This is a genomic window from Cellulomonas dongxiuzhuiae (assembly GCF_018623035.1).
Classification (GTDB): domain Bacteria; phylum Actinomycetota; class Actinomycetes; order Actinomycetales; family Cellulomonadaceae; genus Cellulomonas; species Cellulomonas dongxiuzhuiae.
Genome location: NZ_CP076023.1, coordinates 1,779,533 through 1,792,314, shown reverse-complemented (window position 1 = coordinate 1,792,314; position 12,782 = coordinate 1,779,533). Strand labels below are relative to the sequence as shown.

The window sequence follows — 12,782 nt, the reverse complement described above, 5'->3', positions numbered from 1 at the left end:
CACGGCGGCGCGGCGGCGCGGGGGCGGCGCCACGGCGGGCGTGGTCGGCCGCGGTCAGGCCGACGTCGTCGCCCCGCGGGGGGCGTCTGCCGACGTCGGCGACCGATACGCAGGTCGGTAGGCGGAGACCGTGCGCTCCTGCGTCAGCCACAGCCGCCAGGGGTGCAGCGCCGCGTCACCGCCGGCACCCGAGACGCCCACGCGGGGTCCCGTGGCGACCGGCGGCTGCACCGTCCTGACGTCGCGCCGGCGGAGCACCAGCCGCCCCTCCGGCTCGGTCAGGTCGGCGCCGTTCGTGTCGAGCTCGAGGCCCAGGCACACCGCCAGCCGCGCCGGGCCGCGCGCGAGCTGGCGCGCGCTGTCGACGACGCCTGCACGCTCGCGGCGCCGCCACGCGAGGTCCTGCCCCTCGACGACCTCGCCCGCGCGCAGCAGCACCGCCGCCGGGTGCCCCGCCGGCTGGGTGACGACGTTGACGCAGTGGTGCAGGCCGAGGTGCCGGTAGACGTACAGCCGACCCGGTTCCGCGAACATCGCCGCGTTGCGGCCAGTCCGGCCCCGGTAGGCGTGCGACCCCGGGTCGTCCTCGCCGCCGTAGGCCTCGACCTCCGTGAGGCGGATGGTCACGTCGCCCTCGTCGCTCCGGGACGTCACGAACGCGCCCAGCAGGTCCCGCGCGACGGCGAGCGGGGGGCGGGCGTACCAGCTGCGCGCGGGCACGGCACTCGCACCGGGGACGACTGCGTCGTCCGGCCGGTCCGTCGCGGACGCCTCGGGTTGCACCCGGTCATCATGCCAAACCGGACCGGTCGCGCGTCGGACCGTCCGCGTCGGGGCGCCGTCCGGCCACCCGACCCGTCCCGTCGAGCCGGATGTCGGCGCGCTCACGCGTCCGCTCGCGCGCGAAGTGGGCCCGCTCGTCGGCCATCCACGCCGTCCAGTCCTTCTCGGCGGCCTGCCCGTCGCGGGCCAGGCCGCGTGCGAGGCGCACGTCGTCGGGCGCCTCGACCCAGACCCGCACCGAGGCGACCGCGTCCGCGCTGCGCCGGGCGGACCCGCAGCCCTCGAGGACGAGGACCGGCCGGACGGGCACGTCGACCCACTCCGCGAAGGCCCCGGTCGCCCAGTCGTAGCGCTGGAACCGACCGGGCCCGCCGCGCCGCAGGGGCTCGAGAACCTGGGCCGACAGCCGGGGCCACAGGCTGCCCTCGAGGCCGCGCCAGCCGTCGTAGAGGTCGTCGAGGTGCACGACCGCGACGGCGACGTCGCGCACGAGCAGCTCACGGGCCACGTCGGCGGCGGTCGTCGTCTTGCCCGAGCCGGCCGGGCCGTCGATGCAGACGAGCCGGACACGCCCCAGCCGCGGGGCCGAGCGCAACGCCCGGTCGACCACGACCGGCGCGCCGGCGGACCCGTCCCGCGCGACCTCGACCTGGCTCACGGGGCCGGGACCGCTCGCCCGGGCGGGCGGCACGGGCTCACGCCGGACGCCCGCCGGCGCGGCAGGTCACGTGCGCGCGACACGCATCCGCGCACTGCGCTCGCGCGCCGCACCGAGCTGCTCGGCCACCCGGACCGGGGCGGTGCCGCCGACCGCGTCGCGCGAGGCCAACGAACCCTCGACCGAGAGCACGGCCCGCACGTCGGGGGTCAGGTGCTCGCTGATGGCCGCCAGGTCGGCGTCGGACAGGTCCCACAGCTCGATGCCGCGCTCCTCGCAGGTCCGCACGCACGTGCCGGCGACCTCGTGGGCGACGCGGAACGGCACGCCCTGGCGGACGAGCCACTCCGCGATGTCGGTCGCGAGCGAGAAGCCCTGCGGCGCGAGCGCCGCCATGCGCGCGGTGTCGAACGTGAGCGTGGCGACCATGCCGGCGAACGCCGGCAGCAGGACGGTGAGCTGGTCGACCTGGTCGAACACGGGCTCCTTGTCCTCCTGGAGGTCCCGGTTGTACGCGAGCGGGAGGCCCTTGAGCGTCGTCAGCAGACCCGTGAGGTCGCCGACCAGGCGCCCCGCCTTGCCGCGCGCGAGCTCCGCGACGTCCGGGTTCTTCTTCTGCGGCATGATGCTCGACCCCGTGGAGTACGCGTCGTGCAGGCGCACGAACCCGAACTCCTTGGTGGCCCACAGGATGACGTCCTCGGCGAGCCGCGACAGGTCGATCGCCGTCATCGCGGCCACGAAGGCGAACTCCGCGACGACGTCGCGCGACGCCGTGCCGTCGATCGAGTTCTCGACGGGTCCGGAGAAGCCGAGCTCCTCGGCCACGGCCGCGGGGTCCAGGCCCAGCGACGAGCCGGCGAGGGCGCCCGAGCCGTAGGGCGAGCGTGCCGCGCGCGCGTCCCAGTCCGCCCAGCGCTCGACGTCGCGCAGCAGCGGCCACGCGTGCGCGAGCAGGTGGTGCGCGAGCAGGACGGGCTGGGCGTGCTGCAGGTGGGTGCGACCCGGCATGGGCGCGTCCCCGGCGGCCTCGGCCTGCGCGACGAGCGCGTCGACGACATCGAGCACGAGACCCGACAAGACCCGCGACTGACGCCGCAGGTACATCCGCACGAGCGTGGCGATCTGGTCGTTGCGCGACCGCCCGGCCCGCAGCTTGCCGCCCAGGTCGGTCCCGGCCCGCTCGATGAGCCCGCGCTCGAGCGCGGTGTGCACGTCCTCGTCGTCCGGCAGGGGCGCGAACGCCCCCGACGCGACGTCGGCGCGCAACCGCTCGAGCGCGTCGACCATGCCGGCCACCTCGTCGTCCGACAGCAGCCCGGCGGCGTGCAGCACGTGCGCGTGCGCGACCGAGCCGGTGATGTCGTCGTCGGCGAGGCGCCAGTCGAACTGGGTCGACCGTGAGAGGTCGGCGAGGGCCGCCGCGGGTCCGGACGCGAAGCGTCCGCCCCACAGCGCGAGCGGGCCGGGCTGCTCGGTCACGCGTCGATGCCCCCCTGCGACCCCAGGTCGGGGGCGTTGCCGAACTTGACGTCCCGCGCGGCCGCGAGCTTCGAGCTCAGACCGTAGATCTCGATGAAGCCGCGGGCCGCCGACTGGTCGAACGTGTCGCCCGAGTCGTAGGTCGCGAGGTTGAAGTCGTACAGGCTCGACTCCGAGCGACGCCCCGTGACGGTCGCACGACCGCCGTGCAGGACCATGCGGACGTCACCGGTGACGTAGCGCTGCGTGTCCTCGACGAACACGTCGAGCGACTTCTTCAGGGGCGAGAACCACTGGCCGTCGTAGACCAGCTCCGACCAGCGCTGCTCGACGCCGCGCTTGAAGCGGGCCTGCTCGCGCTCGACCGTCACGTTCTCGAGCTCCTGGTGCGCGGCGATGAGCGCGATCGCGCCCGGAGCCTCGTACACCTCGCGCGACTTGATGCCGACCAGGCGGTCCTCGACGATGTCGATGCGCCCCACGCCCTGCGCCCCGGCCCGGCGGTTCATCTCCTGGATCGCCTGCAGCGGCGTCACCGGGACCTCGTCGATCGCGACCGGCACGCCCTGCTCGAACCGGATGACGACCTCGTCGGCGACCGGCGGGAACGTCGGGTCGTCGGTGTAGGTGTAGACGTCCTTGGTGGGACCGTTCCAGATGTCCTCGAGGAAGCCGGTCTCGACGGCGCGGCCCCACACGTTCTGGTCGATCGAGAACGGGTTGTGCTTGGTCGTCGCGATCGGCAGCTTGTGCTTCTCGGCGTACTCGATCGCCTTGTCGCGCGTGAGGGCGAGGTCGCGGACCGGGGCGAGGCACTTGAGGTCGGGCGCGAGCGACGTGATGCCGACCTCGAACCGGACCTGGTCGTTGCCCTTGCCCGTGCAGCCGTGCGCGACGGTGGTGGCGCCGAACTGGCGGGCCGCACGCACGAGGTGCTTGACGATCACCGGGCGGGACAGCGCCGAGACGAGCGGGTAGCGGTCGAGGTACATGCCGTTGGCCTTGAGCGCCGGCATGCAGTACTCGGCTGCGAACTCGTCGCGCGCGTCGGCGACGTACGCCTCCACGGCTCCGCAGTCGAGCGCACGGCGGCGGATGACCTCGAGGTCCTCCCCGCCCTGGCCGACGTCGACCGCGACGGCGATCACCTCGGCACCGGTGGCCTCGGCGATCCAGCCGATGCCCACCGAGGTGTCCAGGCCGCCGGAGTACGCGAGGACGACGCGTTCGGTCATGTGTGGTCTTCTCCTTGATCGAGGTCCGCTTGCATGAACATACATCGTCCTGCGGACCTATGCATAACCGGTCTCAGCCCTCGCCCGCCAGCACGAGGAACCGGGCCGCCAGCGCGTCACCGCCGCCGGGGTCACGTGAGATGACCAGGACCGTGTCGTCCCCCGCGATCGTGCCGAGCACCGTCGGCAGCACCGAGTGGTCGATCGCCGAGGCGAGGAACTGCGCGGCGCCCGGAGGTGTGCGCAGGACCACGAGGTTGCCCGAGGCCTCGGCCGTCACGAGCAGCTCGGCGCACAGGCGCGCCAGGCGTGCCGCGAGGTGCTCGGTGCCCGAGGTCGTCGGCGTGCGGTCACCGCCCTCGCCCGGGACGGCGTAGACCAGCGCGCCCGCCGCGGTCCGGATGCGGACCGCACGCAGCTCCACGAGGTCACGGCTCAGCGTGGCCTGCGTGACCGTGACGCCCTCGTCCGCGAGCAGAGCCGCGAGCTCGCCCTGCGAGTGGACCATGCCGCGCTGCAGCAGCGAGATGATCAGCGCGTGCCGCGCGGCCTTGGTCGAGGCCATCGTCGACGAGCTCATGACTGCTCCAGCAGGAACGTCAGGAGCGCCTTCTGCGCGTGCAGCCGGTTCTCCGCCTCGTCCCACACCACCGACTGCGGGCCGTCCAGCACCTCGGCCGTGATCTCCTTGCCGCGGTACGCCGGCAGGCAGTGCAGCACCAGTGCGTCGGACCGGGCCAGTGCGAGCGCCGCCGCGTCGAGCCGGAAGGCCTCGAACCGGTGCTCCCTGTCCTGCGCCTCGCCCTCCTGGCCCATGGACGTCCACGTGTCGGTCGCCACCACGTCGACACCGGCGACGGCCTCGACGAGGTCGTGCACGACCGTCACCGAGCCGCCCGTGGCCGCGGCGATCTCCGCCGCGCGGGCGACCACCGCCGGGTCGGGCAGGGCGTCGACGGGGGTGCCGACGCGCACGTGGAGCCCGGCGGTCGCACCGCCGAGCAGGTAGGAGTGCGCCATGTTGTTGGCGCCGTCGCCGACGTAGGCGAACGTCGTGCCCGCGAGCGACGCGACGCCGCCCCGGTGCTGCGCCAGGGTCGTGAGGTCGGCCAGCACCTGGCACGGGTGGAACTCGTCGGTCAGCGCGTTCACGACCGGGACGCCCGCCGTCGCTGCCATCTCCTCGAGGTCCGCCTGCGCGAACGTGCGCCACACGATCGCCGCGACCTGCCGCCCGAGCACGCGCGCGGTGTCCGCGACGGACTCGCGCACGCCGATCCGCGCGAGCGACCCCTCGAGCAGCAGGGGGAACCCGCCGAGCTCGGCGATCCCGGTCAGGAAGCTCACCTGGGTGCGCAGCGTCGGCTTGTCGAAGATCACCGCGACAGAGCGCGGGCCCGCCGCGGGCCTGCGGAGGTACCGGTCCTCGCGGAACGCCAGCGCGAGCTCGAGCACCACCCGCTGCTCGTCGGGCGTCAGGTCGTCGTCGCGCAGGAAGTGGCGGGTCATGCGGGCTCCTCGGGGGCGAGGCCGGCCGGCAGCGACGCCACCAGGTCGACGAACGGCTGCACCTGCTCGTCGGTGAGGACGAACGGCGGCGCCAGACGCAGCGTGCCGGGGGTGCACGCGTTGACGACGAACCCCGCCTCGAGCGCGTGCGCGACCACCTGGGCCGCGACGGGCCGGACCAGCTCGACCGCGATGAGCAGGCCCTCGCCGCGCACCTCGCGCACGAGCGGGTTGCCGGTCGAGCGCAGCCGCTCGCGCAGCCGCTCCCCCAGCGTCGTGACGTGTTCCAGCAGGCCGTCACGCTCGATGACGCCGATCGTCGCGAGCGCCGCGGCGGAGGCCACGGGGTTGCCGCCGAACGTCGTCCCGTGCTGGCCGCGGCCGAGGAGCGCCGCGACGTCCGGCCCGAGCGCGACCAGGCCGCCGACGGGGAAGCCGCCGCCGAGGCCCTTGGCCACGGTCACGACGTCCGGCCGGATCCCGCCGCCGATGTGCGGGTGCTGGTGCGCGAACCACCGGCCCGTGCGTCCCATGCCGCTCTGCACCTCGTCGAGCACGAGGAGCGCGCCGTGCGCCGTCGTCAGCTCACGCGCGAGCGCGAGGTAGCCGGGGGGGACCGTGCGCACGCCGGCCTCGCCCTGGATCGGCTCGACGAAGAGCGCGGCGACCTGGTCGCCGCCGTGCTCGAACGCGGCGCGCAGGGCGTCGGTGTCGCCGAAGGGCAGGAACTCGACGCCCGGTGGCAGGGGCTCGAACGGCTCGCGGTACGCCTGCTTGTGCGTGAGGGACAGCGCACCCATCGAACGGCCGTGGAAGGCCCCCTCGAGCGCGAGGACACGGGGTCGGGTGCCCGCGGAGTGCCGGCGCGTGAGCTTGAGCGCGGCCTCGTTGGCCTCCGTGCCCGAGCTCGTGAGGAACACCCGGGAACCCTGCGGCGCGTCGGCGAGCCCGAGCAGACGCTCCGACAGCGCGATCTGGGCCGGGCTGGAGAAGAAGTTCGAGATGTGCCCGAGGGTCCCCAGCTGCGCGCTGACGGCGGCGGTGAGGGTCGGGTGGGCGTGCCCGAGGGAGTTGACCGCGATGCCGCCGAGGAGGTCGAGGTACCGCTTGCCGTCCGCGTCCCACACGTACGGTCCCTCGCCGCGCACCAGCACCCGCTGCGGCGGTCCGAACGTGTCCATGACCGCGTGGGTGTACCGGTCGGTCCACTCGGCGACCGAGCCCACGGCCGCGGGCAGCGGCAGCGCCTCGTCGGCGCCGGCGGCGCGGTGGCGCGCCGACCCCCCGGGCGGTGCGGCCACGGCCTGATCGGGCGTCGTCGTCACGGTGCGACCTCCTGCTGGTCCTGGGTCGCCAGGCGCACGGCGCGCACCGGCACGGTCGACGGGTGCCCGTCGGGATCGGCGTCCGGCAGCACCATCGTGCCGACGCCCTCGGACGTGAAGACCTCGACGAGGATCGAGTGCGTCGCGCGGCCGTCGATGACGTGCGCACGCGGCACCCCGCCCTGGACGGCGCGCCAGCACGCCTCCATCTTGGGCCGCATGCCCGCGTCGAGACGCGGCAGGAGCTCGGCCAGCGCGGAGGCGCGGATGCGGCGCACGAGCGTCGTCCGGTCCGGCCAGTCGGTGTACAGGCCCTCGACGTCGGTCAGGACGATGAGCTTGCGTGCACCCAGCGCGACCGCGAGCGCGGCCGCCGCCGTGTCCGCGTTGACGTTGAGCACCTGGGTGGGGTCGTCGATGTCGGGTGCGACCGTGGAGACCACGGGGATGCGTCCGGCGTCGAGGAGGTCGAGCACCGCACCGGGGTTGACCTGCACGACGTCGCCGACGAGGCCCACGTCGACCTCGTGCCCGTCGACGACCGCCGTGCGGCGCCGCGCCTGGAACAGGCCCGCGTCCTCGCCCGACAGGCCGACGGCGTGCGGGGCGTGCGCGTTGAGGAGCCCGACGAGCTCGCGCGAGACCTGACCGGTCAGGACCATCCGGACGACGTCCATCGCCTCGGGCGTCGTGACGCGCAGGCCGCCGCGGAACTCGCTGGCGATGCCGAGGCGGTCGAGCATCGCGTTGATCTGCGGGCCGCCGCCGTGCACGACCACGGGCCGCAGCCCGACCTGCCGCAGGAAGACCATGTCCTCGGCGAACGCCCGCTTGAGGGTGTCGTCGATCATCGCGTTGCCGCCGTACTTGACGACGACGAGCGCCCCGGCGAACTGCTGCAGCCAGGGCAGCGCCTCGACGAGGACCTCGGCCTTCTGCTCGGCCCGCAGGTCGGTGCGGGTGTCGAAGACGAAGTCGTCGGGCACGCCGGTGGGTGTCACGTGGCTTCCGCTCATGTGGAGTACGCGCTGTTCTCGTGGACGTAGTCGTGCGTGAGGTCGTTCGACCAGACGGTCGCGGACGCGTCGCCCGCGTGCAGGTCGACCACGACGTGGACCTCGCGCGCGGACGCGAGGTCGACGTCGCTGCGGTCGGCGTGCACACGGGCAGCCTGGCAGACCATGACGCCGTTCATCGACACGTCGACGGCCTCGGGGTCGAACGGCGCGACCGCCTCGGGGACGGTCCCCACCTGGGCGAGCACCCGGCCCCAGTTGGGGTCGTTGCCGAAGATCGCGGCCTTGAAGAGGTTGGAGCGCGTGACGGCGCGGGCGACCGCGAGCGCCGCGTCCTGGCTCGTGGCCCCGACGACGTGGACGGCGACGTCGTGCGACGCGCCCTCGGCGTCGGCGACGAGCTGGCGGGCGAGCGACGCGCAGACCCGCAGCACGGCGTCGGCGAGCACGTCGAGCGACGGTGCCACGCCCGACGCACCGGACGCGAGCAGCGTGACCGTGTCCGACGTCGACATGCACCCGTCCGAGTCGACCCGGTCGAACGTCACCGCGGTCGCGGCCCGCAGGGCGGCATCGAGCACGCGCGCCTCGACGTCGGCGTCCGTGGTCACGACGCAGAGCATGGTGGCCATGGCGGGTGCGAGCATCCCCGCGCCCTTGGCCATGCCGCCCACCGTGAACGACCCGTCCGGCGTGTCGACCGTGACGTGCGCGGTCTTGGGCACCGAGTCCGTCGTCATGATGGCGCGCGCGGCCTGCGGTCCGGCGTCCGGTGCGAGCGCCGCCGCGGCGAGGTCGACGCCGGTGAGCAGGTTCTCGCGCGGCAGCCGCTCACCGATCAGGCCCGTCGAGCACACGATGACGTCGCCCGCCGAGACGCCCAGAGCCGTGGCGACGCGCTCGGCCGTCAGGTGCGCGTCGAGGAAGCCCTCCGGACCGGTGCTGACGTTGGCGCCACCGGAGTTGAGGACGACGGCCGACACGACTCCGTCGGAGACCACCTGGCGCGACCAGACGACGGGCGCGCCGACCATGCGGTTCGTCGTGAAGACCGCGGCGGCCGCCTGGCGCGGGCCGTCGTTGACGACGAGCGCCAGGTCCGGGCTCCCGGACGCCTTGAGGCCGGCGGTCACGCCGGACGCGCGGAAGCCCGCGGCCGCCGTGACGCCGGGCGACGTGCCGGGTGACGTACCGGCGAGCGCGGGTCCCAGGTGGTCGGTCACGGGGCGACCCCGTTCCGGGGCAGGCCGAGCGTCTCCGGCAGCCCGAGCGCGAGGTTGAGGGACTGGACGGCGCCGCCGGCCGTCCCCTTGACGAGGTTGTCGATCGCCGTGATTGTCACGACGCGCCCGGCGCGGGCGTCCAGCGCCACCTGGACGAGCGCGGTGTTCGCCCCGGTGGTCGACGCCGTGGTGGGCCACTCGCCCGCGGGCAGCACGTGCACGAAGGGCTCGTCGGCGTAGGCGGCACGCCACACCTCGCGCAGCGCGTCGTCGTCGGCGGTGACGCCGGGGGCGAGCCGGGCCGTGGCGGTCGCGAGGATGCCGCGCGGCATGGGCACGAGCACGGGCGTGAACGACGTGCGGACGTCGCCCGCGCCCGCGCTGCGCAGGTTCTGGGCCAGCTCGGGGATGTGGCGGTGGCTGCCGCCGACCGCGTAGGGCACGGCCGCACCGAGACCCTCGGACGCGAGCAGGTGCGGCTTGAGGGACTTGCCGGCACCGGAGTAGCCGACGGCGAGCACGGCGACGAGGTCCGTGGTGTCGAGCAGCCCCGCGGCGACGCCGGGCTGCAGGCCGAGCGTCACGGCGGTCACGTTGCAGCCCGGGACCGCGATGCGCCGCGCACCGGCGAGGCGCTCGCGCTGCCGGCCCCGCGACCCGCCGACCACGAGCTCCGGCAGGCCGTACGTCCACGTGCCGGCGTGCGCGCTGCCGTAGTACGTCTCCCAGTCGCCCGGCTCGACGAGCCGGTGGTCGGCGCCGAGGTCGAGCACGACGGGGTCCTCCCCCAGGGCCTCCAGCTCGGCCGCGACCCGGCCGCTCGCGCCGTGCGGCAGCGCGAGGACGACGACGTCGTGGCCCGCGAGCGCCTCGGCGGTCGTCGGTTCCAGCACGCGGTCGGCGAGGTCGCGCAGGTGCGGGTGGTGGGCGCCGAGCGGCGTGCCGGCGCTCGAGTGCGCCGTGAGCGTGCCGATGCGTGCCTGCGGGTGGTCGAGCAGCAGCCGCAGGACCTCTCCGCCGGCGTACCCACTGGCTCCGGCCACCGCCACCGTGAACGTCATGTGCATGAACATACAGTCGAGTGCAGACAAATACCAAGGCGTGCGCGGGAACAGGTCACCGGTGCCCGGCGGTTGCGGCATACATGCGCGCTGTCATCGCGACCGGGGCCGGCGGCCCGGAGGTCCTCCAGGTCACCGACGTCCCCGACCCCCGACCCGCGCCCGACGAGGTCGTCGTGCGCGTGGCCGCGGCGGGCGTGAACTTCATCGACACCTACCGGCGTCGGGGCATCTACCGTATGCGGTTCCCGCACGTGGTGGGATCCGAGGGCGCGGGTGAGGTGGTCGAGACCGGGTCCGACGTGACGACCCTGGCGCCCGGCGACCGCGTCGCGTGGTCGTCCGCACCCGGCTCCTACGCCGAGCTGGTCGCCGTGCGGGAGGCCGACACGCTGCCCGTGCCGGCGGGCGTCGACGACGCCACCGCGGCGGCCCTGCCGATGCAGGGCATGACGGCGCACTACCTCGTCGCCTCGACGTTCACCCTCGCCGCGGGGCACGACGTGCTGCTGCACGCGGGTGCGGGCGGCGTCGGCCTGCTCGTCACGCAGCTGGCCGCGGCACGCGGCGCGCGGGTGGTCTCCACGGTGGGGTCGGCCGACAAGGAGCACCTGGCGCGCGCGGCGGGAGCCGCCGATGTCGTGCGCTACCGCGAGCTGTCGGATCTCGGCACCGAGCTGCCGGCGCTCGTGCGCGACCTCACCGGCGGCCGGGGCGTCGACGTGGTGTACGACGGCGTCGGGAAGGACACGTTCGACGCGTCGCTCGCCTCGCTCGCCCGGCGCGGGACCCTCGTGCTGTTCGGCGCCTCCTCGGGGCAGGTGCCGCCCGTGGACCTGCAGCGCCTCAACGCCGCCGGCTCGCTGTACGTCACGCGCCCCACCCTCGGCGACTACACCGCCACGCGTGACGAGCTGGTGTGGCGCGCCACCGAGCTCTTCGACGCCGTCGTCGCGGGCGCGCTCGACGTGCGCGTCGGCGCGACGTTCCCCCTGGCCGACGCCGCCGACGCCCACCGCGCCCTCGAGGGGCGCGCCACCACCGGAAAGGTGCTCCTGCTCCCGTGAACCTCGCCGTCCCCACCTTCGCCGCACCGCCCCGCACCCTGACCGTCGAGATCTGGTCCGACGTCGCGTGCCCCTGGTGCTACGTCGGCAAGCGCCGGTTCGCCGCCGCGCTGCGCGACTTCCCGCACCGCGACCACGTGGACGTGGTCTGGCGCTCCTACCAGCTCTCCCCCGAGACACCGACGGGCCCCGGGCGGCCCGAGATCGACGCCCTCGCCGAGATGAAGGGGCTGCCGCGCGAGCAGGTGGAGCAGATGTTCGCGCACGTCACGAGCGCCGCCGCCGGTGACGGCCTGCGGTACGACTTCGCGCGCACGCTGGCGTTCAACACGTTCGACGCCCACCGGCTGCTGCACCTCGCGCGCGCGGCGGGCGGGTCACCGCTCGTCGAGGCCACCATGGAGACGCTGTTCTCGGCGCACTTCGAGCAGGGCGTCGACCTCGGCGCCGAGGGCGCCCTGGTGACGCTCGCAGCGCGGGCCGGGTTCGCCGCGCACGGCTGGGACGACGCACGCGTCGCGGCGGCCCTGGCCGCGGACGACGCTGCGGACGCCGTGCGCGACGACCTCGCCACCGCCCGGGAGATCGGTGTCACGGGTGTGCCGTTCTTCGTCGTCGACCGCAGGTACGCGCTGTCCGGGGCGCAGCCGGCCGAGGTCTTCGCCCAGCTGCTCGACGCCGGGTGGCGGGACGCCAACCCGCTCGCTGCCGTGCCGGTCGGCGACGCCTGCACCGACGGCTCCTGCTAGCGGCCCGCCGGCCGCGCGTCATCCCGGCGGCGGCCCGCCGAGCAGGCGGGTCAGCTCCGTGAGCGAGTCGACCCGCACGTCGGCGAGCGCCACCTCCGGCCGCAGGGCGTGCACGTAGCCCCACGGTCCACGACGCAGGAACGCGGTCCGCATGCCCGCCGCGCGGGCGGGCAGGACGTCGTTGTCGAGGCGGTCGCCGACGTACAGCACCTGGCCCGGCGGCAGGTCGAGCTCGCTCAGCACGCGCGCGAAGAACGCCGGCGCGGGCTTGGCGACGCCCCAGCGCGCTGACGACGCGACGAGCCCGAGGTCGACGCCCGCGGCACGCAGCTGCTCCTCGGCGGCCGCCGGCTGGTTGCCGGCGATCGCGACGACGTACCCGGCCGCGCGCAGCGCGTGCAGCGTGGGGAGCGCGTCGGGGTAGAGGTCCACGGCGCCGATCGTCGACCGCGTCACCGGTGGGTCGACCCCGAGGACGTCCCACACGCGCGCGTGCGGCTCGCCGCGCTCCACCAGCGCGCCCAGGACCCCCATGAGCGCGAGCGGCGTCACACCGACGTCGTGGGCGGCCCGGGTCCAGGCGCGCGTCTCGTCGACGATCGTCTCCCCGACGTCCAGGACCACGGCGCGCACGTCCACGGCGACCACTCTGCCGCACCGTGCCGCCCGGGTCG

General features: G+C 74.8%; 13 protein-coding genes. 2 read left to right on the top strand and 11 right to left on the bottom strand.

What is annotated here, in order from left to right:
* Positions 1-54 precede the first annotated feature (54 nt).
* From KKR89_RS08040 to argC, 10 genes are all read right to left on the bottom strand, one after another.
* Positions 55-783 (bottom strand): DNA-3-methyladenine glycosylase, encoded by a 729-nt coding sequence (locus KKR89_RS08040; RefSeq protein ID WP_208197764.1) that lies wholly within the window; start codon positions 781-783, stop codon positions 55-57.
* 7 nt (positions 784-790) lie between these two features.
* Positions 791-1,441 carry a uridine kinase family protein gene (locus tag KKR89_RS08035; protein WP_251141072.1) on the bottom strand — a complete coding sequence of 217 codons (651 nt, stop codon included), beginning with the start codon at positions 1,439-1,441 and terminating at the stop codon, positions 791-793.
* Between the two features lie 66 nt (positions 1,442-1,507).
* The gene (gene argH, locus KKR89_RS08030) at positions 1,508-2,923 is read right to left on the bottom strand and encodes an argininosuccinate lyase (RefSeq protein WP_208197763.1); all 1,416 of its coding nucleotides are present in this window, start codon (positions 2,921-2,923) and stop codon (positions 1,508-1,510) included.
* Positions 2,920-4,158, bottom strand: coding sequence for an argininosuccinate synthase (locus KKR89_RS08025; RefSeq protein WP_191784108.1), 1,239 nt, complete (start codon positions 4,156-4,158; stop codon positions 2,920-2,922). The genes argH and KKR89_RS08025 overlap by 4 nt, the downstream gene beginning before the upstream one ends.
* Positions 4,159-4,231: 73 nt before the next feature.
* On the bottom strand, positions 4,232-4,738 hold the full coding sequence (locus KKR89_RS08020; RefSeq protein WP_208197762.1) for an arginine repressor: 507 nt from the start codon (positions 4,736-4,738) through the stop codon (positions 4,232-4,234).
* Positions 4,735-5,667, bottom strand: coding sequence for an ornithine carbamoyltransferase (argF, locus tag KKR89_RS08015; RefSeq protein ID WP_208197761.1), 933 nt, complete (start codon positions 5,665-5,667; stop codon positions 4,735-4,737). The genes KKR89_RS08020 and argF overlap by 4 nt, the downstream gene beginning before the upstream one ends.
* Positions 5,664-6,992 (bottom strand): acetylornithine transaminase, encoded by a 1,329-nt coding sequence (locus tag KKR89_RS08010; protein WP_208197760.1) that lies wholly within the window; start codon positions 6,990-6,992, stop codon positions 5,664-5,666. The genes argF and KKR89_RS08010 overlap by 4 nt, the downstream gene beginning before the upstream one ends.
* Complete coding sequence (argB, locus tag KKR89_RS08005) at positions 6,989-8,008, bottom strand: acetylglutamate kinase (protein ID WP_208197759.1); 1,020 nt, start codon at positions 8,006-8,008, stop codon at positions 6,989-6,991. Before argB ends, KKR89_RS08010 begins: the two co-directional genes overlap by 4 nt.
* A complete protein-coding gene (argJ, locus tag KKR89_RS08000; protein WP_208197758.1) occupies positions 8,005-9,231 on the bottom strand; it encodes a bifunctional glutamate N-acetyltransferase/amino-acid acetyltransferase ArgJ in 1,227 nt (408 codons plus the stop codon). The genes argB and argJ overlap by 4 nt, the downstream gene beginning before the upstream one ends.
* Positions 9,228-10,292, bottom strand: coding sequence for an N-acetyl-gamma-glutamyl-phosphate reductase (argC, locus tag KKR89_RS07995; RefSeq protein ID WP_208197757.1), 1,065 nt, complete (start codon positions 10,290-10,292; stop codon positions 9,228-9,230). The genes argJ and argC overlap by 4 nt, the downstream gene beginning before the upstream one ends.
* An 83-nt stretch (positions 10,293-10,375) precedes the next feature.
* Here argC and KKR89_RS07990 point away from each other — a divergent pair, with 83 nt between their 5' ends.
* Both KKR89_RS07990 and KKR89_RS07985 read left to right on the top strand, forming a co-directional pair.
* Positions 10,376-11,359 carry a quinone oxidoreductase family protein gene (locus tag KKR89_RS07990; protein ID WP_208197756.1) on the top strand — a complete coding sequence of 328 codons (984 nt, stop codon included), beginning with the start codon at positions 10,376-10,378 and terminating at the stop codon, positions 11,357-11,359.
* Positions 11,356-12,108, top strand: a complete 753-nt coding sequence (locus KKR89_RS07985) for a DsbA family oxidoreductase (RefSeq protein WP_251141071.1) — start codon at positions 11,356-11,358, stop codon at positions 12,106-12,108. The genes KKR89_RS07990 and KKR89_RS07985 overlap by 4 nt, the downstream gene beginning before the upstream one ends.
* 18 nt (positions 12,109-12,126) lie before the next feature.
* Here KKR89_RS07985 and KKR89_RS07980 read toward each other — a convergent pair whose 3' ends face one another.
* On the bottom strand, positions 12,127-12,756 hold the full coding sequence (locus KKR89_RS07980) for an HAD family hydrolase (protein WP_208197755.1): 630 nt from the start codon (positions 12,754-12,756) through the stop codon (positions 12,127-12,129).
* Positions 12,757-12,782: the final 26 nt, after the last annotated feature.